The sequence below is a fragment of the Rhizobium aureum genome (assembly GCF_030182495.1).
Classification (GTDB): domain Bacteria; phylum Pseudomonadota; class Alphaproteobacteria; order Rhizobiales; family Rhizobiaceae; genus Rhizobium; species Rhizobium tropici_C.
This window is the reverse complement of record NZ_JAQJCI010000001.1, coordinates 232,445-255,023: the sequence shown is the minus strand read 5'-3', so window position 1 is coordinate 255,023 and position 22,579 is coordinate 232,445. Positions and strand designations below refer to the sequence as shown.

Below are 22,579 nucleotides of genomic sequence, written 5' to 3'. Positions count from 1 at the left end.
CGAGGGACTTTCAACACAGGAGCCGGGCTCGAGGAGCGACAGGATACGGGAATCTTGATGATGACATTCCTCATGATGCATCAATCCTCTTCCTTTGTGACGATATCGCCATGCGTGCGGCAAGCAACAACGCCTCTTCGCTGGCGCGCGGATTGGCAGCGCCTTGTCCGACAATGTCATATGCCGTGCCATGGGCGGGCGTGCAGACGGGAAAGAGCAACCCGCCGAGCATGGTGACGCCGCGATCGAAGCCCATCAGCTTCATCGCGATCTGTCCCTGGTCGTGATACATGGTAAGCACCGCGTGGTAGCCGCCCTTGAGCGCGGTCAGGAAGACCGTGTCTGCGGGAAAGGGGCCGGCAACATCGAAGCCGGCAATCGCGGCTGCTTGGACGGCCGGACCGATGATCTCGATTTCTTCCATGCCGAAGCTGCCTCCGTCACCGGCATGCGGATTTAGACCCGCAACAAGCAGCCGCGGGCTCTCGACGCCCGACCTTCTCAGGCATTCCGACGTCAAAGCGATTTCATCCAGGATAGCCTGTTGCGACAGGTTTGCCGACACATCCTTCAGCGGAATGTGCGACGTGACCCGGGCGTTCCAGATCTGATCGAGGACGTTGAATTCCTTGACCCGGCTTGTCAAATTCAGAATTTCGGCAATGAAGCTGCTCTCGTCGTCATAGCCCGGATGGGCAAGCCGCATCGCTTTCTTGTTAAAGGGTGTGTAGCAGACCGCATCCACCTTGCCGGCTTCTGCAAGCTTCAGGGCATGGACGAAATTGTCGATTGCAAAACGTCCCCCCGACTGGGTCGCCTCCCCAGCCAGTACATGGGCCGGATCGAGATTTTGCAGATCAATCATGACGGATCTGTTCGCAGGACCAATGTCATCGTCCTCGACTGTATCGATATTGAGGGCAAGTCTCGCTTGGCGCGCGCCGAGCGCAAGCACACGTTGGTCGCCGACGACCACCAAACGGGCCACAGCTGCGACCGCCGGCGAGTGGATGAGCTTGGCGGTCAATTCCGGACTTATACCCGCGGGGTCGCCGATCGCAAGCGCGATGAGTGGTCGCTCCCCTGACGAAAGGTTAGCCCCGATCGTCATTGTGTCGCAACCATTTCCCGGGTCGCCGCACGCAGCCTGCTGCCCACGGATGAGAACAACCTCACCCGCGCGACATCGAAGTTCAGCCACACCTCTTCACCGGATGAAAGGTCCGCGCCGCTGCGCTGCTCAATTGTCAGGCTCTCGCCAGTCGGCAGCATGGAGTATAAGTAGCGGGTGCTGCCAAGATACTCCGCGAAATCGACTTTCACCTTCAGGGAATTTTCCGATATCTGGCCGAGTGTCAGATGCTCGGGGCGGATGCCAAATTTGACTTTCTCACCCCCGGCGACGCCGGCCAGGGGATGACCAAGGGAAATTGTGGTGCCAGCCACGGTGACGCGACCGTCTCCGAGGTAGATCGCATCGATGATGTTCATCCTGGGCGAGCCGATAAAGCCCGCCACGAAGAGGTTGTTAGGATCCTCATAGATCTCGTGCGGCGTTCCGACCTGTTCGATGCGGCCATCACGAAGAACCACGATTCGATCGGCAAGCGTCATGGCTTCCGTCTGGTCATGGGTCACATAGATCATCGTATTTCCGAGCTCTCGGTGTAACCTTGCGATTTCGATACGCATGCTAACCCGCAATTCGGCGTCAAGGTTGCTGAGAGGTTCGTCAAACAGGAACGCGAGAGGCTTACGCACGATAGCGCGGCCGATCGCGACGCGCTGACGTTGGCCTCCGGAAAGCTGTCCGGGACGTCGCTCCAGGAGCGCGCCGATCTTCAGGATCTCGGCGGCTGACTGGACTTGGCGCTCGATCTCGTCGGCGGGCGTTTTCGCCATTTCGAGTCCGAAGGCGAGATTCTGGCGAACGCTCATGTGCGGATAAAGGGCATAGGATTGAAAGACCATCGCGATCCCGCGCTTGGATGGATCGACTTCGGTCACATCGCGCCCGGCGATCAATATATCGCCCGCGGTAACGTCCTCGAGGCCGGCGATCATCCGCAGCAAGGTGGATTTTCCACAACCTGACGGACCGACGAAAACAACGAATTCGCCGCCTTCGATTGTCAGATCGAGACCATGGACCACATTCAGGGCGCCGAACGCCTTGCGAACGCCGCGAAGCTCGATCGTCGCCTTTTCAGCCACCCGCGTCATCTCTGTGTCCTCACCCAAACAAGCATTTCCCCGGGATCCCGATTGTCCCAAAGGTGATAGGGAACGAAGCGCGCCGTCGTGTCCTCCAGCGACGGCGTATCGGTGCTGTAAAGCTTGCCGGCCCAGTCATTCCATCGTTCGCGTTTCGCTGGTACGTCGATTGCAATGACGGCCTGACCCAACGAATGAATGGGCGCCGTCCTTGCCTTCGCGACATCATCGACAAGCACCAGGCTGTTGAGGTCCGCCTTATTGTCGGCTTCCTCGACGCAGTAGATCATCGGACCTCTGGCAAGCGCCGCCCGACCCAAATCTGCCTTGACTGCGGGATTGGCGCGCACAGCGCGCACATCCATCGGCAGATCGAGGTGGAGCGCCTCTCCGCCCTTCCAAAGTCGGTCGATCCGCAGATAGCCCTTGTCTTCGACGGACGCGATATCGATCGCTTCCCCGTCGATCGACAACGACGCATTCCGGCACCAACCAGGGACCCGTAAGGCTAGCTTGAAGGACGCCGGAGCATCGACATCGACCGTAAGGACGATACGCCCATTCCAGGGATATTCCGTACGCTGCGTCAGTGTCACCGGGACCACGCCGACCTGCAGGCGGGCCGTGCTTTCACCATAGAGATGAACGCCCACCTCATCGACAGAGACGCCGTACATATAGCTACCGATGGAAGCGACGGTTCTCGCAATATTCGGCGGGCAGCACGGGCAACGGTGCCAGATCCAGCGGTGATGGGTTCCTCGGCTTTCCAGAGGATTGTCGTAGAAGAACTTAGCTCCGTCGGTCGCAAGACCCGATAGCGCACCATTGTAGAGGGCCTGTTCCATGATATCGGCATATCGCCTGTCGGGGCCGCGTCCGAGCATGCGGCTAGCCCACATGATCAGGCCGACCGACGCGCAGGTTTCCGCATAGGCGCTTTCATTCGGCAGATCGTAATAGTCAGTGAAACCCTCGTTGCTTTCTGCCGGTCCGATGCCGCCGGTAACATACATCTGCTTGGTGGTCAGATCGTCCCAAAGGATCTTCAGCGCGTCGGTTAGGCTATCATCCCCGAATTCGGTCGCAACGTCAGCCATGCCGGAATAGAGATACATGGCCCGGACAGCGTGGCCGGTAACCTGCGTCTGCTCTCGCACGGGCAGATGCGATTGATTGTACTCGTAGGTGCGGTGGCGGAATTGTTTCGGATCGGCGCCACGTTTGGCGGCTTCGATATCGAAATAATGTGGCTGCTGCCCGCGCTGTTCGATGAAGTAGCGGGCTAGTTCGAGGTACTTCTTCTCGCCAGTCGCACGGGCGAGCCGTACCAGCGCAAGCTCGATTTCCTCATGGCCGCAGTAGCCGGGCCTTTGTCCCGGCCGTGGACCGAACATCCGATCGATATGATCGGCATAGCGGCACATCGCGTCGAGCAGCCGGCGCTTCCCGGTCGCATAGAAATATGCGACCGCGGCTTCCATCAGATGACCCGCGCAATAAAGTTCGTGACAATCCCGGAGATTGGTCCAGCGCTGGCCTGGCTGCATGCGGATGAACCATGAGTTCAGGTAGCCATCCGGCTGCTGCAATTTGTAGAACATGTCGATGATGGAATCCATCTTCTCTTCAAGTTCCGGATTGCGCTTGCGATAGAGGACATAGGCTGCCGCTTCGATCACTTTGGCGACGTCCGAGTCCCAGAACATCTGAACGTTGGCGGTGTCGGGCGAGCCATCCGGACGGGTGTGAAACGGCAGCCGAAGTTCCGGAACCGGACGGTCGGGATCGATCTGGTCGAACATTCCGGCAGTGACGCAGCGTTCGTACAGGATCATCACGGTCTTATCGGCAACCGCCTCGATACGGTCACCCCAGAAGCCACGCACATCGACTTCATGAACAGCAGGGGGCCGGAAGCCGCTCGTCTTCGGTGTATTCAAGATGGTCATATCGATCTACCTGTTCGGTTCGTGGATTGGAATTACTTGACGGCACCCGCGGTCAGGCCGCGAATGTAGTAGCGCTGCAGAAGAAGAAAGATGACGAGGCAGGGCGCCATCATGAGCGTCACGCCGGATTGGACCGCCCCCCAGTCGATCGTCCCAAACTGACCGGAGCGGACGGCAGCCATGAGCACCGGAAGCGTATATTTGTTCTGGTCCGTGAGCAGGATCAGGGCTGCCAGGAATTCATTCCATGAGGCAAGGAAGGCAAAGATCGCCACCGTTGCGACACCCGGCAGAACCAATGGCAACATGATGCGATAGAGGACAGCGAATATCGATGCGCCGTCCACGCGCGCGGCGTCCTCGATCTCCTTTGGCACCGCATCGAAGGCGTTGCGCATCATGAAGATCGAAAACGGCATCTGCAGCGTCACGTAGACCAAGACGATGCCCGTCAGCGTGTTCTGGAGCTTCAGTTTTGTGAGGATGAGGAAGAGCGGCGTCAGGATCGACTGGAACGGGATCATGACCGTCGAGATGATCAGGACGAACAGCACGTTCTTGAAGGGAAACTGAAATCGCGAGAAGCCGTAGCCCGCAAGCAGACTGATCATCACGGAGGCGGCGACCGTTGCCAGGGCGACGGTGAGACTGTTTCCGGTATAGGTCCAGATTCCAGCGCCATACTGTGCAAGATTCTCGTAGTTCTGTAAGCTGAACCCGCCGGTGGGCCATGGCGGAATTGGCGGTTGCCTTGCCTCAATCGATGGCTTGAAGCTTACGAGTACACTCCAGACAAGCGGCGCGACGAAGAGCAGTGCGGCGACAATCCCAACAACGTTGTAGCGCGCAGTTCCAAGCAAACGCCGAGTAGCTGACATTTGGCTATGGGCCATCACATACCCTCCGGGTTGCGCAGCAGTCTGAGCTGCAGGACGCTTATGAAAACGAGAATCGCAAGAAGAACCATGGAAAGCGCGGCACCGTAGCCGAGATGGAACGAGCCGAAGGACTGGCTGAATATCCAGTAGACCGCCGTCACCGTCTTGTTCCGTGGTCCGCCGTCAGCGATGATGTAGAACTGGTCGAATGCCAGCATCGATCCGGAGACGGAGAGAATGAGCGCCAGAGCAATCGTGCGCCGCATCAGCGGAAGGGTGATGCGGCGGAAACGCCGCCAGGATGATGCACCGTCCATGCGGGCCGCTTCCTGAACCTCGGTTGAGATACCCTGGAGGCCGGTCAGCAGGATGATCATGTTGAAGCCGGCTGTCTTCCAAACCACCATCACAATGATCGACCAGAAGGTAGTGTCGAAGCTCGCCAGCAGGTTGAAGCGGCTCGCCGTCAATCCAAGATATTGCGCGGCAGGAGAAAAGAGACCCGAGTCGACGTCCAGCAGCCATGCCCACAAAAGGCTCGCTGACCCGAAGCCCACGACAACGGGCAGGAAGAATGCCGTTCGGAAAAGCTTGGTGAGCCGGCGTGACTTCTCTGCAAAGAGAGCCATCGGGAAAGCGACCGCGAAGATCGCCACTGTCACCACGAGGGTGTAATACACCGTGAACCGCAATGACGACCAGAATTGAGCGTCGCTCGCCAGCCTCGCATAATTGTCGAACCAGATGAAGCGCGGTTTGCCGAGAAGCGGCCAGTTGTGCAGAGACATCCAGAACGCCATTCCGAGAGGAATGATAAAAAATATCAGTACAAGGACGAGAGCCGGCGCAACGAAGGCAAGGCCGGCCAGCTGTTTACGCCGCTGCCGTGTGTTGCGCCTTGGGGTTGGCTCACCGTTGTGAATTTGCTTCTGGTGGATCATCGCCTTTGGCCTTTTGCCCATTGCACGCGCCTCGGTCGGCCCGGACGGAAGAAGACCGTCCGCGCCAGCTTCCGAGGTAGGGAGAAGGAATCCCGGTTGCAGTTGCCGTCAGTTCGCGGAGTCGAGGATCGATTGCATCGCCTCTTGGGCCTTGGCGACGGATCCCTTCACGTCATCGCCGAAGAAGACCTCGTTCAACATCTGCTTCCAGGGGCCGGTGCTGCTGTTGATGATATCGTTGTAGACCGGCGAGGAAGGCGTGCGCCCAATCTTCATGGCCTCGGTCGCGACCTTGTAGCGCTCATCCAGCGATTTGATCGCCTCATCCGCCACGTCGGACCGCGTCGGCAGGCTGCCGCCCTTGGCGAGCAGCGTCTGTCCTTCGATGGAATAGACAAATTCGAGGAACTCCTTGGCCGCCTTTAGGTTATCGCGGCCGGCGGTAACCACAAAGTCGTCGCCGCCGGCAAAGGACGCCTTGCCGCCATCCTTACCCGGAATGAAGGTCACCCCGAATTCGACGCTCGGATAGTTTTTGACCAGATTGCCGATGGCGAAGGCGCCGATCGGCGACAGACCGATCTTGTCAGTCGCAAAGCCACCGAAGAAGTTCTTGCCCGAATCTGTCTTGGCGCTTTCCGGTACGAAACCCTTCGCGACCATGTCGCGATAGAAGTCGATCGCGTCATGCATCTGCGGGGTATCGATAGTGGCGCGCTTACCGTCATCAACGAGAATGTCGCCGCCGGACGCCCAGATCAACGGCATGAAGGTAAAGGCGTTGCAGCCGCCGCAGGCACCGGAGAAGTAAAACCCTTTGATGTCCCCGCCGAGCGCATTGACCTTGGCTGCATCGGCTTCAATTTCTGCCCAGGTGGTCGGTGCCTTTTCCGGATCGAGGCCTGCCTGCTTGAACAGCTTCCTGTTCCAAAGAAGAACCGAGGCGTCTGCCGACATTGGCAGGGCATAGATCCGGCCTTCGTAGGTACCGGTTCCGACGTGAGCCTTCGACAGCTTGTCGAAATAGGGCAGACCCTTGGCGAGATCAGTCAGATCCTCAAGCGCCCCTGACTTGGCGAAGGCGGAAGCATAGACGAGATCGAGTGAGACAAAATCAGGCGCAGACCCGCCTGCGGCAGCAGTCGCGTATTTCTGAACCATTTCCGTATTAGGTACGATCTGCAGCTCGATCTGCGTTTCGTGCGATTCATTGAAGGCCTTGATCAAGGTCGGCATAAAGGCCTCGCTCGCACTGCGTGCCCACATCGTAAGTTTTTGTTCCGCGAGCGCCGTAGATGACAACGCGACAAGCGTCGTCGTGGCAACAGCCATAACTCTCAGCATTTTCATGATCGGGTCTCCTCCCCTTAGATCATTGTTACAGTTTTGAGCCAAGCCTCCAGCTCGTTTGCGAAGTCGTCATGAGCCACGGACCACGAGCGTGCATGGCAACTTCCACAGTCCCTTCTCAACCTGGTCGCCATTCACGAGGCGCACGAGCGCCTGACCGGCTTGCCGTCCAAGTTCCTTGAGATTCATGTCGATGGTGGTGAGTGGCGGCCGGGTTTGCTCGGCGACGATCTCCCAATTGTCGAAGCCGACGATGGACACATCCACCGGCACCCTGACCTGCCGCTCCCTAAGCGCATCGACCACGCCTCGCGCGATTTGGTCGTTACCGCAGAAAATGCCGTCCGGACGTTGACCCGCATCCCACAGCTGCTCGATGGCCTGATGACCCCAAAGCTCCGACCAACTCCCATGTTTCACTTCCGGCAGCGGAAGCCCCGCAGACTTCAGCGTCTCGGTAAATGCCGCAGCGCGTTCCTGCACAACCCTGAAGCTTGCAGGCCCGGTGATATGGGAAATCCGCTTGCGCCCCGCCGCGATGAGATGTAGGACCGCGTCCCGTGCGCCCTGCCAGTCATCTGGCGCTAGCGTGACGGCATCATCAGGTCCTGCAGTCAGCGCGTAGACAATGGGAACCGGAAGGTTGGAAAGGTCCACCGGCAGCCGCTTGTCGACACGTTTGCCGGTTGCAATGATACCGTCGACTCGTTTGTCCAACATGGCATCGAGATGCACCTTGGCGAGTTCAGGATTGTCTTCCATGGTGCACAAGAAGACCGAGACGCCGTGATCGATCAGGCCCTCCGAAATTCCGGCCATGACCGGTAGCGTGAAACGTCCATAAGTATCGTTCGTAAGCAGTCCGACCGTGAAAGATCGTTTGCTGGTCAAACTGCGCGCGAGCGAATTGGGACGGAAGCCGAGCTCTTGGGCAATCTGCCTGATCCGAATGCGTGTTTCGGCAGATATGCGACCGGTATCGTTCAACGCCTTCGATGCCGTTGCGATGCTCACGCCCGCGGCGGTCGCGACGTCGTATATCGTGACGCGCTCAAATAAGTCGCTCGGCAAGACTTCCTCCTTTGGGAAAGCGCTTTCCCACAATGTATAATCCATTTTAGAAAGAAGGAAAAGGCTTTCCCAAGAAAATATTTCTCGCGCAGCGACTCGCAAGAATAGCCGCCCTCAGCGCGAGACTGATCCGACTTGAAGAATGGCTCAAGGACCCGCTGTCGAAGTTCCTGTGGGATGCCCGGGCCATTATCTTCAATAGTGATCGCGCTTTCCGGCCGTTCGGCCATCGTCACTTCCGCGCTGCCTGCAAATTTAATGGCGTCATCGCAAAGATTGGCGACGGCGCGCGTGGTGGAAAGTGGACAGCATTTGGCAAGCCCCCTGTTCAGCCCAGCATATCGGACGGCGTGGCCGATATCCGCAAATTCGCTGCAGACCGTTTGCAGGGCGCTTCCAACGTCAACAAGCTCGATGCTTTCCGTGGCATAGTCGTTTCGAAGATAATTCAGGCTCTCGACGAGCAGGTTCTCGATCCGATCAATGCCGGAAAGCAGGGCGTCCTTATGACCGCTTCCACCCATCCGTCCTCGCGCGCTATCCCTTAGCTTTCTTGTCGATCCGATCAATCCAAAACGTTTGAGCTTGACTCCCAAAACGTTTTGGAGAATCCTTCACGCCGTTCTGGAGGACGATCTTGGCAAACCTCAAGCAGCTTGCGCAGTCCCTCGGACTGTCGATCACCACAGTTTCCCGTGCACTCGACGGCTACGACGATGTCTCTGCAGCAACCCGCAAGCGGGTAATAGAGGCTGCAGAGATAGTTGGCTACCGCCCGAACGCATCGGCGCGTAGGCTAAGAAAGCAACGTGCCGAACTGGTTGCCGTCACGCTGCCGAGCGACCCCGGCCATATCGGTCCGCCGCATTTCCTCGACATGCTCTCCAGCTGTGCCGAACATCTTGCGGGTGCCGGCCTCAATCTGGTCATCGCGCCTGTGCCGCGCGGTGAAAGCGAACTCGACATCTGCCGTCGTTTCGTTGATGGCCGCCGCGTCGACGCTATGCTTCTCGTCCGCACCAGGCGGCAGGACGAACGCGTCGAATTTCTGCAGTCGCGCGGCATTCCCTTCGTCACCAACGGTCGCACCGAAAGCCTCGTGCCGCATGCCTATATCGACGGGGACGGCTTTGCCGGGTTCCACGCGGCAACGGTTCGTTTTCAGGCCGCCGGCCACCGCCGCATCGGCCATATTGCCGGGCCGCAGGAATATTACTTCGCCCATGTGCGCTGCACGGGCTGGAAGGCGGCGATGGACGAGGCAGGTCTGGATGCCGATCTCTGCGCCGAAGGCGCTCCCACGGAGCAGGGCGGTTATCTTGCCGCACTCGAATTGCTCCGGCAGCCTTCGCGTCCCACCGCGTTCGTTTGCTCCACGGACGAAATGGCAATCGGAGCGCTCAGAGCGCTACGCGAGATCGATGGCGGCGACACGATCAGCATTGTCGGTCACGATGACCTGCCGACGGGCGCCTTCACCAGCCCTTCCCTCTCGACCATGCGCATGACCGGCGAAAACCTCGGCGCGAGCTTCGCCTCGCTGCTGTTGCGGGCAATCGCCGGTGAGCCTGCGGAGGAATTGCAGGAGCTTCACGCGATCGAATTCATCGATCGCGACAGCCATCGCCGTCCGATGAAGGCGGCATGAGTAGGCGGTGCATCACAGACAAGAACAATGAGGAGGAGAGAATATGAAAAGTATTACATCAATCGGAATTCTGGCTTTCACCGTGCTAGCCTTTGCTTCACCGGTGCTTGCTCAGACGGTTTTCGTATCCACCCAGCTTCGCCCGATCGAAGAGGCGACGGTCGTGCGGCAGGACCTGCTGAAGGATGCCGGCAACGTGGATTATGTGGTCGAGGAACCGCCGCAGTTCGCCGTACGCATGGAAGCCGAGGCCAAGGCCGGCAAGCACACCGTCAGCCTGGTCGGCGCGCTGCACGGTGAGCTTTCGCCACTCGCTGATAAGGATCAGCTCGAACCGCTTGATAATCTCGCTAAGAAGCTCGCCGCCGACGGCATGCCGCAATCGCTCCTCGATCTCGGCAAGCTCGGCAAATCTACCCAGCAATATATTCCGTGGATGCAGGCGACCTATGTGATGGCGGCCAAGAAGGAAGCCCTGCAATATCTGCCGAAGGGCGCCGATATCAACGCCATCACCTACGATCAGTTGATCGAGTGGGGCAAGAACATGCAGCAGGCGACGGGCCAGCCGCAGATCGGCTTCCCGGCCGGCCCTAAGGGCCTGATGGCACGTTACTTCGAGGGTTATTTCTATCCGTCCTTCACCGGCGGCGTCGTGCGCACCTTCAAGAACGCCGATGCCGCGGCAGGCTGGGAGAAACTGAAGGCGCTCTGGGCCTATGTAAACCCCAACTCGACCAATTACGACTTCATGCAGGAGCCGCTGGCCGCCGGTGAAGTCATGGTCGCCTGGGACCATGTCGCCCGACTGAAGAATGCCATTTCCGCCTCGCCGGACGACTATGTCGTATTCCCGCCCCCGGCCGGCCCGAAGGGGCGCGGATACATGCCCGTTCTCGCGGGCCTTTCGATTCCGAAGGGTGCCCCGGATGCGGCGGGCGCGATGAAGATCATCGAAACACTGACGACCCAGAAGATTCAGCTGCTCACCGCATCCAAGGTCGGCTTCTTTCCGACGCTGAACGTCCAGCTGCCGCCGGATCTCGACAAGGGCGTCGCACTTCTCGCCGGGGCCGTCACCAAGACCCAGGAGGCCAAGGATGCAGTGATCTCGCTTCTCCCAGTCGGCCTCGGCGACAAGGGCGGCGAGTTCAACAAGGTCTATATGGACAGCTTCCAGCTGATCGTGCTGCAGAACCAGCCTGTCGGGGACGTGCTCGCCAAGCAGGGTGCCGCCATGGCCAAGCTAATGACCGATACCAAGGCTCCCTGCTGGGCGCCGGATGCCAAGAGTGACGGCGCCTGCCCGGTTCAATAATCCTCCCTGGGGTGCCTGGGCTCGAATGTCCGGTCATCCTTTCCACAACCCTGCTTTTTCGAGGCGGGAACCCATGAGCCAAAACCGACCCTGGATCCCCTATCTGCTGATCCTGCCATCCGTCGTTTTCCTCGGCCTGCTTTTCATCGTGCCGCTGGTGCAGACGATCTGGCTGGCGGTCTCGGATGATGGCGCGCCGTCGCTTGCAAACATGCAGCGCATGGTGACGGACATCAATTTCATCCAATCGGTGCGCAACACGTTCCTGCTGACGATCGTTGTCGTACCGATCCAGATCGCCATCGCGCTTGCCATGGGCACGATGGTCGCCAAGATCGGCCGCGGGCGGGAGACGATTCTTTGGATTTGGACGATCCCGCTCGGCATTTCGGATCTCGCCGCCGGCCTCGTCTGGCTGTCGATCCTTCAGAATACGGGTTATTTCAACTCGCTGCTCTTTAGCCTTGGCGTGATCAGCCGCCAGGCGAGTTGGCTCTCCTACCAGACGCCGGTTGCGCTTTTCATCGCCATTGCGGTGGCGGAGATCTGGCGCGGCACGGCGATCGTCATGGTCATCATCGTCGCCGGCCTCAACCAGGTGCCGAAGGAATTCAAGGAGGCCGCCGAAATCTTCGGGGCTGGTCCCTGGACGCGCTTCTGGAAAATAACCCTGCCGTTGATCCGCCCGGCGCTGCAATCGGCCCTCATCCTGCGCACCGTGCTCGCTTTCGAGGTCTTCGCAGTCGTATACGCACTGGGCGGCCGTAATTTCCCGGTTCTCGTGGGCGAAGCCTACAACTGGCAGAACCAGAACCAGAATTACAGCGTCGCGGCCGCCTATGCGGTTCTGATCATGGTCATCTCGCTCGCCGCAACCCTCGTCTATCTCAAAGCCTTCAAGGTCGATCCGGAGCGCCTGCCATGAACATGCAAGCCATCAGTTCCGAAGCAGCCGCCACCGCCAATCCCGCAAGCTTCGTTTCATCGCGCCGCTGGTTGCTCTGGAGCGGTATCGCCGCGCTTTGCGCCTGGGTTCTGGTGCCGATCTATCTCGTGGCGCTAGGCGCACTTGGTGGGCGACAGGGCGTCTACATCTGGCCGAAGACCGGCCTGCCGACCGGCATCTCGCTCGAACCCTTCATCCTCTTCCTGCAGACGGAAGGGGTCGTCCGCTCCTTCCTCAATTCACTGGGCGCCGCAGGCATCACGGTAGCGCTCTCCATCCTGCTCGGGGCGCCTGCCGGTTACGCGCTCGCCCGCTACGAATTTCCGGGCAAGGATAGCTACCGGCTCCTGGTTCTGCTGACACGCGCCTTCCCGCTGGCGATCCTGGCGCTGCCGCTCACCGTCTCCTTCATCCGGCTCGGCCTTTACGATACGATCGTCGGCGTCGGCCTGATCCATACGGTCCTGGCGCTCCCCTTCGCGGCTCTGGTGACCCAGGGGATTTTCCTCGGCGTCCCGAAGGAGCTGGAAGAAGCCGCATGGGTTTTCGGCTGTACCCGCATCCAGGCCTTTTTCAAGGTCGTTGCGCCGCTCGCCTTGCCGGGGATCGTCGCAACGGCCGTCTTTGCGTTCGTCATTTCGTGGAACGAAGTCTTCGCCGCCTCGGTGCTAACGGTGCGCAATCGCACACTGACAGCCTATCTGCTGACGGTGCTTTCCGAAAGCCCGATGCATTACCGCTTCGCCGGCGGCCTGATGCTTATCCTTCCCTCTGTTGTCTTCATCTTCGCGGTCAGGCGCTACCTTTTCGCGATCTGGGGCATTTCCTCCAAATAACGGGACCAACTCCATGGCCAATATTGTCATCGACCGTGTCCGCAAGAGTTTCGGGGCATTCCAGGCCCTGAAAGAGGTCTCGCTGATGATCAACGACGGTGAATTCGTCTCGCTTCTCGGCCCGTCCGGCTGCGGCAAGACCACGCTCCTGCGCATCATCGCCGGTCTCGAGACCGCATCCGGCGGCGATGTCCGCATTGGCGACAAGTCGGTCCTCGGGCTCGCTCCCAAGGACCGCGGGCTCGCGATGGTCTTCCAAAACTACGCGGTCTTCCCGCATATGACGGTCTACGAAAACGTCGCCTTCGGCTTGCGCATGCAGAAGGCAGACGAGGCGCGCGTCAAGGCGCAGGTCGAAAAGGCCGCCGGCCCGCTGCATATCGAGCAGTATCTCGACCGTTATCCGAACAAGCTTTCGGGCGGCCAGCGCCAGCGCGTCGCCGTTGCCCGCGCGCTTGCCGTCGAGCCCAAGGTACTCCTCATGGACGAACCGCTCTCCAACCTCGATGCACTGCTTCGCCTCGAAATGCGCACCGAACTCAAGACGGTGCTGCAATCGGCCGGCACGACGACGATCTACGTCACACACGACCAGACGGAGGCGATGGGCCTTTCCGATCGCATCGCCGTCATGCACGGAGGGATCGTCGAGCAGGTCGGTTCGCCGGTCGATGTCTACAATCATCCCGCAACGCGCTTCGTCGGCGGGTTCATCGGCAACCCGCCGATGAACTTCATCAAGGTGCCCGTCCTGAACGGCCAGGTCGCTGCCGGGATCGAGCAACTGAATGCACCGCAGGAAGCCGGCAAGGAGATCATCCTCGGCCTGCGCGGCGAGGCGGTCGAGCTCGCGGGCCTGCCCGAGGGCCTCGAAATGAAAGTGCGGGTCGCCGAACCGATGGGCTCGCACCTGCTCCTGACCGGCTCGATCCACGATCAGCCCGTCCGTGTCATCCTGCCTGCCTCCGAAACCGTCAGGAGCGGCGATACGATCGGCCTGAAGCTCGATCGCAAGCGCATCACCTGGCTTTCGCCCGAAAGCGGCCAATCCTTTCCGGCTGTGACGGCCTAGTGGCGTCCCTCCCCGATACCGGAGTACCGACATGAACCTGCATATCGATCAAGCCAAGCGCATTCTCGTCGCCAACGACCGCGGCGGCTATACGGTGCCGACGGACCGGCTCTACCCCTTCCAGTGGAACTGGGATTCCGCCTTCGTCGCCATGGGTTTCGCGCTCTACGATACGGACCGCGCCTATCGCGAACTGGAGCGGCTGGTCGAGGGCCAGTGGGCGGACGGCATGATCCCGCATATCGTCTTCCACCAGCCGAGCGATACCTATTTTCCAGGCCCGAATGTCTGGCGCACCCGCCACACGCCCCCCACCTCCGGCATCACCCAGCCGCCCGTTTTCGCCATCGCGCTGCGCAGGCTGCACGAAGCCACTGGTGACAAGACCCGCACCCTGCCGCTCTACGAAGCCGCCCTGAAATGGCACCGCTGGTGGTATGCGGCCCGTGACCCGGAAGGGACCGGCCTGGTTGCCCTGCTTCATCCCTGGGAAAGCGGCAGCGACAATTCTCCCGCATGGGACGTCGCGCTCGCCCGCGTTCCCACCACCACCGACACGCCGGTCGTGCGCAAGGATACCGGCCACGTGGACGCTTTGATGCGTCCCCGCAACGAGGACTATCAGCGCTTCATACACCTGGTTGACACCTATGCGGCCTGCGGTTGGGAGGCGGCTAGACAGTGGGCGAAGGCACCCTTCAAGGTCGCCGAGATCCAGACCACCGCGATCCTGCTCAAGGCCGGTGAAGACCTCGAAGCACTCGCCCACGAATTCGGCCGCAATGAAGACGGGGCCGAGATCGCCGCGTTCAATGAAAAAACTCGCAACGCGATCCTCGCCCAGTGGCGACCCGATCTGGCGCGTTTCGTATCCCGCGATCTCGTTTCGGGCCAGGATATCGTGGCACCGACACAGGCGGGGTTCATCCCGCTTCTGTCGCTCGATCTCGACCAGGCGGTCGTTAGTGCTCTCGTCGATGAAATGAAGGCATGGTCCAAGGGGATGAAAGTCGCCTTCCCGACAGTAAAGCCCGGCATCGACAGTTGGGAGCCGAAACGCTACTGGCGCGGCCCCGCCTGGGCGATCATCAACTGGCTGCTGATCGACGGCCTGAAGCGCAACGGCCGCGTGGACGATGCCGAGAAGCTGCGCAGGTCGACCATCTCGGCGATCGAGGCGGAGGGTTTTGCCGAATATTTCGACCCGGTCACCGGGGAAGGCTGCGGCGGCCTCGGCTTCTCCTGGACGGCTGCAGCTTATATGTGGCTCGCCGCGTCATAAACTTAGGTGCCGGTGGCGCCTGCGAATACATTTTGGTCTTAACTAGTGTAGTAGATTTCAACCTGAAGCAATCGCAATCAGTAATGTGCTGTCTAGTTGAACCATATCAAACCTGCGACCGGCAGCGGGCGAATTTACGGTTGGCCGCCGCCGCCCGCCGCGCCGTAGACCTGTCCCGTGGCGTAGCTCGCCTGCGGGTCCGCAAGCTGCACATAGATCGATGCGAGTTCCGCGGGCTGACCGGGACGGCCCATCGGGGTGTCGCCACCGAACTTCTCCAGCTTTTCCATCGTCGCTCCGCCGCTGACCTGAAGCGGCGTCCAGATCGGACCAGGCGCGACGCCGTTAACGCGAATGCCCTTCGGTCCGAGCTGCTTCGCCATCGACTTGGTGAAGTTCATCATTGCCGCCTTGGTCATCGCGTAGTCGACGAGGTTCTCGGACGGGTCATAGGCCTGCTCCGACGTCGTCTGGATGATCGTCGATCCTGGCTTCATGTGCTTGAGGGCAGCCTTCGTCAGAAGGAACGTGGCGTAGATGTTGGTCTTCATCGTCGCGTCGAAGGCTTCATAGGTGATGTCGTCGATTGACTGAGCCTGCTGCTGCCGACCGGCATTATTCACGAGGATGTCGAGACCGCCCAGTGCCTTGACCGCATCGTCAACCAGTTTCTCGCAGAAGGCGGCGTCACGAAGATCGCCGGGCAACGCCACGCCCTTGCGCCCTTCCTTCTCGATGAGCGCGATGACTTCCTTCGCATCGGGCTCTTCGTCAGGAAGATAGTTGATAGCGACATCCGCGCCCTCGCGGGCGTAGGCGATGGCTGCGGCGCGGCCCATTCCGGAATCGCCTCCGGTTATCAGCGCCTTGCGCCCCACGAGACGACCCGAACCCGTATAAGAGGTCTCCCCATGATCCGGCGTGGGGTTCATCTTGCTGGCAAGGCCGGGAAACGGCTGACTCTGCTTCTGAAACGGTGGCTTCGGGTACTTCGTTGTGGGATCGTCCATCTGCGTGTTCTCCTGCATGTTCGAAGCTGACCAGGCGACGCTGGGAAAGACCGACGCCGCGAGCGTCGCGGTTGCTGCCGAGAGTACGGATCGTCGGCTGATCGGAAACGAGTGCTGAGATTTCATGATTGCCCCTTCGGCGTGCGGGGCGTTACTGCCCAGGGCACAAACTAAGGTGGCGCTGCAATGTTCCATCCACCGGAAACAAGAGCCGATCGGCGCGTTGCCTCTTCGACCCAGGAGTATAGACATGCCGCACCTACACCCGGTCTCAAAATCCTTCGGCCTCGCTCTCCACCAATGCGTCCAACTGCTCATGGTAGGCGGATCAATCTACCGTTTAGAATACAAACGGTGCGGCGAGGCTCTGATCTTCTAGATGGCAGGCAATCTCCCAGTCGACCAGTCCCGGCTTCTGTTGGCGGCCGCCACGTGAGGCGGTAGATGACGGCAGAGGTCCTGGTGGGCCGAAACCTCAGGCAAGTGCTTTCCGACCGAGTGCCACCCTATCTGGGGGTATGCCCCTGCTATCCCCTTATCCTCATTTCGGCGCGGGAACGCGTAATTTTCGACTTCCTTGGGAGTGCACGACACCGCGAGTTATATCCGTCAGCTCGTGGATTCAGCCATGGAGCGCAACTGGTTGTTGTGCGATACGATATAACGCCTGAACCGTAGATTCCCGAGGTCCCATGTCTGAACTTGATTGGTTGAGCCAGCTCCTGCAAATCATCACGGTTACCGGCCAGCTCGAGGTGCGCTGTGCCTACGGCGCTCCGTGGCGCGTGACCTGGAACCGGGCTGCGCCGAACGAGATTCCCTACCACGTCATTGTCAGGGGGCGGGCGATCTTTGAGGATCCGGAGGCAAGAACGCGGCGAGAATTGACGAGCGGCGATATCGTGCTGTTACCCCATGGTGCGGCGCATGTATTGCACGACGGTAGCGGGCAGACGCCCGTCCCCACTCAGCAGCGGCAGGGTTCGGCCGGTTGGATGCTCAGCGAGAACGACAGCAATGGTGAACAGCTCGACCTGTTATGTGGCCGATTTTTCATCGCACCTCCTCACGATAGACTGATCCGCAACTACCTGCCCCTGAATCTCGTGGCGCGAACCTCAGATGGCCTCCGCGAAGACGGTGTCGCGGCCGCAACTGGTCAACTCGCCGGTCTAGTGGGGCTGATGCGCATGGAAGCGGCCGGCGATCGACCGGGAGGACGGGCCGTTCTCAATGCACTGTCTTCGGCTCTTTTCACGCTGGTGTTACGCGCGGCCAGCGAATCCGCAAAAGCTCCTGAGGGTTTGCTGGCGTTGGCGGGCCACCCGCGATTGGCGCCGGCGATCAACGCCATGCTCGCTGATCCAGCCAAGCCTTGGAAATTGCCTGATCTGGCAAACCTCTGCGGCATGTCACGCGCCACGTTCATGCGTCACTTCCAGGACAGGCTCGGTTACTCCGCGCTGAACCTGTTGACTGATCTGCGCATGAGTCTCGCCGCCAACGAGCTCAAGAAACCGGCGATCAGTACCGAGGCAATCGCCGAAAGGGTCGGTTATCAATCCGTTTCGGCATTCCGGCGCGTGTTCGCCGACAAAATGGGGATGACGCCAGGGGAGTGGCGCAGTCTGGCGCAGACCGGCGAGAAAAGTGCAAGTTAAGGCAGCCGCCAAGTTTGATCCTTTCGAGCATTATTTTGGTACGATCCAGTCTCGATAATATCAAAGCCGCTCGTAAAATCGGCTCCGTAATCACTTGATGAGGGAGCCACCCAATGAACTACATCAGCAACACAGCCTCCGAAGTAGCACCGACGAATGCTGTCATCGAAACCATCCTCAGCCGCAGCGCCGCTAAATATTACGACACCACCGCCACACTGAGCGACGATCAGATCCGCGATCTGGTGCGGATCGGCACGTCGGCGCCGACGTCCTTTCACTTGCAGAACTGGCGGTTCATCGCCGTTCGCACGCCCGACGCCAAAGCGCGGCTACGCCCGATCGCCTGGAACCAGCCGGCTATCACCGACGCGGCGGTGACTTTTATTATCGTGGGGCAATTGGCCGATGCCAGCACCGTGCCCGCTCGCCTGGCGCCGGTCGTCGAAGCCGGCATCATGCCGGCCCACCTGGTGCCGGAATGGGAAGCACCCGCCCGCAGCCTCTATGACAATCAGCCCCAGCGGCAACGTGACGAAGCGGTGCGCTCCGCCACCTTCGGTACTGCGGCGATCATCTATGCGGCGCGCTCGCTGGGCCTCGGTTCGACGCCGATGATTGGCTTCGACGCGGAAGCCGTGCATCGCGAATTCGGCCTCGCCGACGACGAAATCCCGGTCATGCTCCTGACCATCGGCCCCGAGCGGTCTGGCAACTGGCCGCAGAAGCCACGCCTGCCCGTGGCAGACGTCCTGTCCTTCGCATAACCCCCATCTCAATCACCACTTATGGAGACTACCATGACCAGAACGACCGTTCTGACGCCGGAACAGGTGCCGCCTGCATCCAAAGAAACCCTCGATGCTTTCACCAGAAACATTGGGTTCACCCCAAACATGCTGGCAGCCTTTGCGCAGAGCCCGATTGCCTTTAACGCATGGGCTGCGCTGCTTGGCTCGCTCAGCAAGGCGCTTGACGTGAGGACACGAGACAGCATCGGCCTTCCTGTCTCAGAAGTGAATGGCTGCAACTACTGCCTCACGGTTCACAGCTTCACCGCCGAACATATGGCCAAGCTGCCTGCCGACGAGATCATTCTCGCTCGCAAGGGCCATGCGAATGACCCAAAGCGGGATGCGGCGGTGCAGTTCGCGCGAAAGGTTATCGAGACCCGAGGGAAAGTCAGCGATGTTGATCTCAAGGCTGTCCGCGATGCAGGGTTCACCGAGGCGAACATCATCGAGATCGTCACCCTTGTGGCCATGTACACGCTGACGAACCTGTTCAACAACGTCTTCGATCCGGACAAGGACTTTCCCGCCGTTGCCCCGGCCGGCGCGATCTAAGCTCCGCTCTCTCGCAACCTCATGAAGCTGTTGGATCAATCCCATGAACATTCTCCACATTGATAGCAGTCCGCGCCAACAATCACATAGTCGCCGGCTTTCGGCGGCGATCGTCGAAAAGCTTCTCGAGGTCGCGCCTGGAGCGGACATCATCCGGCGTGACTTGGGCGTCGATCCCCTACCTCAGACCGCAGCCCTTTATGCCGCCGCGCTGGCATCGCCGGCGACTTTGGCGGCCCCGCCAGTTGGGTCACTCGATCTTTCCGAGCAGCTTATCCGGGAAATCGAAGCGGCGGATGCGATCGTCATCGGAACGCCGATGCACAACCTGACCATTCCCTCGGTGCTCAAGACCTGGATCGACCAGATCCTGCGCGTCGGCCGCACAATGAAATCAACGCCGGCCGGGAAAGTGGGAATGCTTCGCGACCGTCCGGTCTTTGTTGGTGTGGCATCCGGTGGATTCTTCACCGGCGAGCGCGCCAACCAACCGGATTTTCTGACACCCTATCTTTCGGTCGCGCTCAACTCCATCGGGCTAAAGAGCCAGCAGTTTCTCCCGCTTCAAGGAACTGCCTTCCTTGACTGGAAGCAGGCGGCAGAGGCGAGAGACAAGACGCTTGCTGCTCTGGACCGCACCGCGGTGGAGCGCATGACCGGAATCCAAAACCAACCCGCAATGATCGCGAACGCTATCGGATGCACGCAGACCTAACCGCGTACGCGAGCATCGCCAAGCGCGGACTGAGGACGCAAGATTTCTAACATCAGCACATCAACGACCCGGCGCAACCGGACCATAAACATGAGGCTTCAGATGATTTTATCTACGTCTACGTTTCCCAAGATCGGTGACAGGATCGCCGGCAATTCGACACCACCCGATGACGGTGCCATCCGCGAATGGCTGGGGTCGGAGGCATACGGTCGATGGACCGAACTGCGAACCTGGATCGACGCGTCTTACCCTGGAGTGTTCGCACCGGACTGGCTTTACGGCGGAAAGAACTGCGGTTGGTCCTTGCGCTTCAAGAAGACCAGGGCGCTTACCACTTTGGTGCCCGAATATCGGCGGTTCTCTGCCATCGTCGTGATGGGCAGAGCCGAACGGGAGAAGTTCGAAGAGCGGCGTTATTTTTGGCGGCCGCAACTGGTCAGAGCCTACGATGATGCAAAGACCTACATCGACGGGAAATGGCTGACGCTTCCCGTCTCGTCCATAGACGAGCTGCAGGATGTCACTGAGCTTTTGGCGATGAAGCGCCCGCCGCTCCCGCGCTGAGCATTCTCTCATCTGCAATATGCCGCTCACGCACGACACCCACAGCAACACATGGGCGGCACCGTCCCACAGCAGCCTGCGGGAGATCGAGAGGGTCTCTCGCGCTGTATCACCTCAAATCGTCAAAACATCTAAGGAGACAATCGATGAAAGCGATCATAGCAACCGACGAAGCCGCCGGTGTCGCCGGTATGTCATTGGCGGAGCGCCCGCAGCCGGAGGCGGCGATAAACGACGTCATCGTTGAAGTATACGCGTCGGGCTTTGTACCCACCGAACTGAGCTGGCCGTCGACCTGGACCGATCGCGTCGGCCAAAGACGAACGCCGTCCATCCCGGGCCATGAGTTCGCCGGCGTGGTTACTGCGCTTGGCTATGGTACGACCGGCCTGTCCTTGGGACAGCGCGTGTTCGGCCTGACGGACTGGTACCGCGACGGCACCCTGGCGGAATATGTGGCCGTGGAGGCGCGCAACCTCGCTCCACTGCCAGGCGACGTGGAGTTCACGCTGGGTGCCAGCCTGCCGATCTCCGGCCTCACCGCCTGGCAGGGGCTGTTTCAGCATGGCCGTCTTCAAGCCGGTCAGAGCGTTCTTGTCCATGGCGCCGCCGGTGCGGTCGGTTCGATCGCGACGCAGCTAGCCCGCGAATTCGGAGCCTATGTCATCGCTACTGGACGCGTTGCCGACCGACAGAAGTCGCTGGAGTTTGGCGCGAACGAGTTCGTCGATCTGGCAAATGACACGCTCGAGGAAATCGGGAGTGTCGATCTCGTGCTTGACATGATCGGCGGCGAGATCCAGAGGCGCTCCGCAGGCTTGGTACGACCCGGAGGGGCTCTCGTTTCCGTGGTTGGACCTGTTGAAGCGCGCCCCGCCGATGGTCTGGCGATTGATTTCGTCGTCGAATCCGACCGCGCCCAACTCCGCGGGATCGTTCAGCGGGTACGTGACGGACGCCTTCGGGCGAATATCGGCAACATCTCAACGCTCGACAATGCCGTTGCCGCATTCAACTCAACGGAGCGTCCGACCGGGAAGACGATCATCCGCCCTCAAGCATGAGAGGCCTAGGGCATCGATGTCGAATCTTGATATTCGGAAAAGACCTCAGCTCGGGTCCTCACGGTCGGCGTAAGAACGCCGGCCGCAATCGACGCGGTGGATCAGGCGGAGGCGAGCGTCGCCAGTCCGACTGGCGTGCCTCGTGGGGTACGTCGTCTATTGGCGCTCAAGGTACTTGCGCTGTTCTGGCGTCGATGCCTAGCTGGTTTTCTCAGTCATATCTTTCTCCGTAGGATCAGGTTGGCATTCCTGGAATTCGCGCTATCTCAAGCGGAAACGCAGGAGGACGTAGGTGAAGGTCCAAAGGTTCAGCATTACAGACGCAGAACTCGTCAAATCACCGGACAGGATGCCGACATCTATGTCGGGAACCTTGTGGACGAGAGAAACGGTGGCCCGGTCTCTATTGGTTATGGCCGATACGCTCCCGGTCAGTCGCTAACCGAGACGATGGCCGTCGACGACACGATGATCGTCCTTGAGGGCCGATTGTCCGTATCTACCAGTGATGGCAGGGTCACTGCGGGACCCGGCGACATTGTTTATATGCCTAAGGGCCAATCCGTCACCATCACCACCGAGGGAGAGGGTGCGACGACGGCCTTTGTGACCTATCCGCACTGGGCCGAGGCGCGCGAGAGATGAATCGAGACGACCCCTCACTAAGCGGGACTATCCGGTCTTACAACCGGATGGCCCTACCCTGAT

The 22,579-nt window shown here is 60.0% G+C and carries 21 protein-coding genes and 1 pseudogene; 13 read left to right on the top strand and 9 right to left on the bottom strand.

Features of this window, described 5'->3' with window-relative positions; all coding sequences use genetic code 11:
* Window positions 1–70: 70 nt before the first annotated feature.
* The 8 genes from PH552_RS01220 to PH552_RS01185 form a co-directional block, all read right to left on the bottom strand.
* Window positions 71–1,111, bottom strand: a complete 1,041-nt coding sequence (locus tag PH552_RS01220) for a 4-hydroxythreonine-4-phosphate dehydrogenase PdxA (RefSeq protein ID WP_112342928.1) — start codon at window positions 1,109–1,111, stop codon at window positions 71–73.
* The gene (locus PH552_RS01215; RefSeq protein WP_113249236.1) at window positions 1,108–2,223 is read right to left on the bottom strand and encodes an ABC transporter ATP-binding protein; all 1,116 of its coding nucleotides are present in this window, start codon (window positions 2,221–2,223) and stop codon (window positions 1,108–1,110) included. Before PH552_RS01215 ends, PH552_RS01220 begins: the two co-directional genes overlap by 4 nt.
* Window positions 2,220–4,166 (bottom strand): glycoside hydrolase family 127 protein, encoded by a 1,947-nt coding sequence (locus tag PH552_RS01210; RefSeq protein ID WP_113249235.1) that lies wholly within the window; start codon window positions 4,164–4,166, stop codon window positions 2,220–2,222. The genes PH552_RS01215 and PH552_RS01210 overlap by 4 nt, the downstream gene beginning before the upstream one ends.
* A 32-nt stretch (window positions 4,167–4,198) precedes the next feature.
* Window positions 4,199–5,059 (bottom strand): carbohydrate ABC transporter permease, encoded by an 861-nt coding sequence (locus tag PH552_RS01205; RefSeq protein ID WP_113249234.1) that lies wholly within the window; start codon window positions 5,057–5,059, stop codon window positions 4,199–4,201.
* Window positions 5,059–5,985 (bottom strand): carbohydrate ABC transporter permease, encoded by a 927-nt coding sequence (locus PH552_RS01200; protein ID WP_113249242.1) that lies wholly within the window; start codon window positions 5,983–5,985, stop codon window positions 5,059–5,061. Before PH552_RS01200 ends, PH552_RS01205 begins: the two co-directional genes overlap by 1 nt.
* A 108-nt stretch (window positions 5,986–6,093) precedes the next feature.
* Complete coding sequence (locus PH552_RS01195) at window positions 6,094–7,329, bottom strand: ABC transporter substrate-binding protein (RefSeq protein WP_483315472.1); 1,236 nt, start codon at window positions 7,327–7,329, stop codon at window positions 6,094–6,096.
* 75 nt (window positions 7,330–7,404) lie between these two features.
* Window positions 7,405–8,439 carry a LacI family DNA-binding transcriptional regulator gene (locus tag PH552_RS01190; protein ID WP_285165414.1) on the bottom strand — a complete coding sequence of 345 codons (1,035 nt, stop codon included), beginning with the start codon at window positions 8,437–8,439 and terminating at the stop codon, window positions 7,405–7,407.
* On the bottom strand, window positions 8,346–8,930 hold the full coding sequence (locus PH552_RS01185) for an ATP-binding protein (RefSeq protein WP_285165413.1): 585 nt from the start codon (window positions 8,928–8,930) through the stop codon (window positions 8,346–8,348). Before PH552_RS01185 ends, PH552_RS01190 begins: the two co-directional genes overlap by 94 nt.
* 113 nt (window positions 8,931–9,043) lie before the next feature.
* On the opposite strand from PH552_RS01185, the gene PH552_RS01180 reads away from it, so the two are divergent.
* From PH552_RS01180 to PH552_RS01155, 6 genes are all read left to right on the top strand, one after another.
* Window positions 9,044–10,054, top strand: a complete 1,011-nt coding sequence (locus PH552_RS01180; RefSeq protein WP_113249230.1) for a substrate-binding domain-containing protein — start codon at window positions 9,044–9,046, stop codon at window positions 10,052–10,054.
* Between the two features lie 43 nt (window positions 10,055–10,097).
* A complete protein-coding gene (locus PH552_RS01175; RefSeq protein WP_285165412.1) occupies window positions 10,098–11,372 on the top strand; it encodes an ABC transporter substrate-binding protein in 1,275 nt (424 codons plus the stop codon).
* Window positions 11,373–11,445: 73 nt separating this feature from the next.
* Window positions 11,446–12,297, top strand: a complete 852-nt coding sequence (locus tag PH552_RS01170; protein WP_285165411.1) for a carbohydrate ABC transporter permease — start codon at window positions 11,446–11,448, stop codon at window positions 12,295–12,297.
* Window positions 12,294–13,154 carry a carbohydrate ABC transporter permease gene (locus tag PH552_RS01165; RefSeq protein ID WP_483315461.1) on the top strand — a complete coding sequence of 287 codons (861 nt, stop codon included), beginning with the start codon at window positions 12,294–12,296 and terminating at the stop codon, window positions 13,152–13,154. Before PH552_RS01170 ends, PH552_RS01165 begins: the two co-directional genes overlap by 4 nt.
* A 13-nt stretch (window positions 13,155–13,167) precedes the next feature.
* A complete protein-coding gene (locus tag PH552_RS01160; RefSeq protein WP_285165410.1) occupies window positions 13,168–14,226 on the top strand; it encodes an ABC transporter ATP-binding protein in 1,059 nt (352 codons plus the stop codon).
* A gap of 31 nt (window positions 14,227–14,257) precedes the next feature.
* Window positions 14,258–15,508 (top strand): MGH1-like glycoside hydrolase domain-containing protein, encoded by a 1,251-nt coding sequence (locus tag PH552_RS01155; RefSeq protein ID WP_285165409.1) that lies wholly within the window; start codon window positions 14,258–14,260, stop codon window positions 15,506–15,508.
* A gap of 134 nt (window positions 15,509–15,642) precedes the next feature.
* Here PH552_RS01155 and PH552_RS01150 read toward each other — a convergent pair whose 3' ends face one another.
* The gene (locus PH552_RS01150) at window positions 15,643–16,536 is read right to left on the bottom strand and encodes an SDR family oxidoreductase (protein WP_285165715.1); all 894 of its coding nucleotides are present in this window, start codon (window positions 16,534–16,536) and stop codon (window positions 15,643–15,645) included.
* Window positions 16,537–17,210: 674 nt separating this feature from the next.
* Between PH552_RS01150 and PH552_RS01145 the strand changes: the two genes are divergently transcribed.
* From PH552_RS01145 to PH552_RS01115, 7 genes and pseudogenes are all read left to right on the top strand, one after another.
* A complete protein-coding gene (locus tag PH552_RS01145) occupies window positions 17,211–18,179 on the top strand; it encodes an AraC family transcriptional regulator (protein ID WP_285165408.1) in 969 nt (322 codons plus the stop codon).
* A 113-nt stretch (window positions 18,180–18,292) separates the two neighbouring features.
* Window positions 18,293–18,946, top strand: a complete 654-nt coding sequence (locus tag PH552_RS01140) for a nitroreductase family protein (RefSeq protein ID WP_285165407.1) — start codon at window positions 18,293–18,295, stop codon at window positions 18,944–18,946.
* A 33-nt stretch (window positions 18,947–18,979) separates the two neighbouring features.
* The gene (locus tag PH552_RS01135) at window positions 18,980–19,525 is read left to right on the top strand and encodes a carboxymuconolactone decarboxylase family protein (RefSeq protein ID WP_285165406.1); all 546 of its coding nucleotides are present in this window, start codon (window positions 18,980–18,982) and stop codon (window positions 19,523–19,525) included.
* Window positions 19,526–19,568: 43 nt separating this feature from the next.
* Window positions 19,569–20,240 (top strand): FMN-dependent NADH-azoreductase, encoded by a 672-nt coding sequence (locus PH552_RS01130; RefSeq protein ID WP_285165405.1) that lies wholly within the window; start codon window positions 19,569–19,571, stop codon window positions 20,238–20,240.
* A gap of 102 nt (window positions 20,241–20,342) precedes the next feature.
* On the top strand, window positions 20,343–20,807 hold the full coding sequence (locus tag PH552_RS01125) for a DUF3788 domain-containing protein (RefSeq protein ID WP_285165404.1): 465 nt from the start codon (window positions 20,343–20,345) through the stop codon (window positions 20,805–20,807).
* Between the two features lie 146 nt (window positions 20,808–20,953).
* Window positions 20,954–21,871, top strand: coding sequence for an NADP-dependent oxidoreductase (locus PH552_RS01120; protein ID WP_285165403.1), 918 nt, complete (start codon window positions 20,954–20,956; stop codon window positions 21,869–21,871).
* Between the two features lie 292 nt (window positions 21,872–22,163).
* Window positions 22,164–22,516: pseudogene (locus PH552_RS01115) on the top strand (cupin domain-containing protein).
* Window positions 22,517–22,579: the final 63 nt, after the last annotated feature.

What these genes read in the sequence shown, in the direction of transcription:
- PH552_RS01220 (WP_112342928.1), bottom strand. Translation starts at nt 1,111, where the DNA reads ATGACGATCGGGGCTAACCTTTCGTCAGGGGAGCGACCACTCATCGCG.
- PH552_RS01215 (WP_113249236.1), bottom strand. Translation starts at nt 2,223, where the DNA reads ATGACGCGGGTGGCTGAAAAGGCGACGATCGAGCTTCGCGGCGTTCGC.
- PH552_RS01210 (WP_113249235.1), bottom strand. Translation starts at nt 4,166, where the DNA reads ATGACCATCTTGAATACACCGAAGACGAGCGGCTTCCGGCCCCCTGCT.
- PH552_RS01205 (WP_113249234.1), bottom strand. Translation starts at nt 5,059, where the DNA reads ATGGCCCATAGCCAAATGTCAGCTACTCGGCGTTTGCTTGGAACTGCG.
- PH552_RS01200 (WP_113249242.1), bottom strand. Translation starts at nt 5,985, where the DNA reads ATGATCCACCAGAAGCAAATTCACAACGGTGAGCCAACCCCAAGGCGC.
- PH552_RS01195 (WP_483315472.1), bottom strand. Translation starts at nt 7,329, where the DNA reads ATGCTGAGAGTTATGGCTGTTGCCACGACGACGCTTGTCGCGTTGTCA.
- PH552_RS01185 (WP_285165413.1), bottom strand. Translation starts at nt 8,930, where the DNA reads ATGGGTGGAAGCGGTCATAAGGACGCCCTGCTTTCCGGCATTGATCGG.
- PH552_RS01175 (WP_285165412.1), top strand. Translation starts at nt 10,098, where the DNA reads ATGAAAAGTATTACATCAATCGGAATTCTGGCTTTCACCGTGCTAGCC.
- PH552_RS01170 (WP_285165411.1), top strand. Translation starts at nt 11,446, where the DNA reads ATGAGCCAAAACCGACCCTGGATCCCCTATCTGCTGATCCTGCCATCC.
- PH552_RS01165 (WP_483315461.1), top strand. Translation starts at nt 12,294, where the DNA reads ATGAACATGCAAGCCATCAGTTCCGAAGCAGCCGCCACCGCCAATCCC.
- PH552_RS01160 (WP_285165410.1), top strand. Translation starts at nt 13,168, where the DNA reads ATGGCCAATATTGTCATCGACCGTGTCCGCAAGAGTTTCGGGGCATTC.
- PH552_RS01155 (WP_285165409.1), top strand. Translation starts at nt 14,258, where the DNA reads ATGAACCTGCATATCGATCAAGCCAAGCGCATTCTCGTCGCCAACGAC.
- PH552_RS01150 (WP_285165715.1), bottom strand. Translation starts at nt 16,536, where the DNA reads ATGCAGGAGAACACGCAGATGGACGATCCCACAACGAAGTACCCGAAG.
- PH552_RS01145 (WP_285165408.1), top strand. Translation starts at nt 17,211, where the DNA reads ATGTCTGAACTTGATTGGTTGAGCCAGCTCCTGCAAATCATCACGGTT.
- PH552_RS01140 (WP_285165407.1), top strand. Translation starts at nt 18,293, where the DNA reads ATGAACTACATCAGCAACACAGCCTCCGAAGTAGCACCGACGAATGCT.
- PH552_RS01135 (WP_285165406.1), top strand. Translation starts at nt 18,980, where the DNA reads ATGACCAGAACGACCGTTCTGACGCCGGAACAGGTGCCGCCTGCATCC.
- PH552_RS01130 (WP_285165405.1), top strand. Translation starts at nt 19,569, where the DNA reads ATGAACATTCTCCACATTGATAGCAGTCCGCGCCAACAATCACATAGT.
- PH552_RS01125 (WP_285165404.1), top strand. Translation starts at nt 20,343, where the DNA reads ATGATTTTATCTACGTCTACGTTTCCCAAGATCGGTGACAGGATCGCC.
- PH552_RS01120 (WP_285165403.1), top strand. Translation starts at nt 20,954, where the DNA reads ATGAAAGCGATCATAGCAACCGACGAAGCCGCCGGTGTCGCCGGTATG.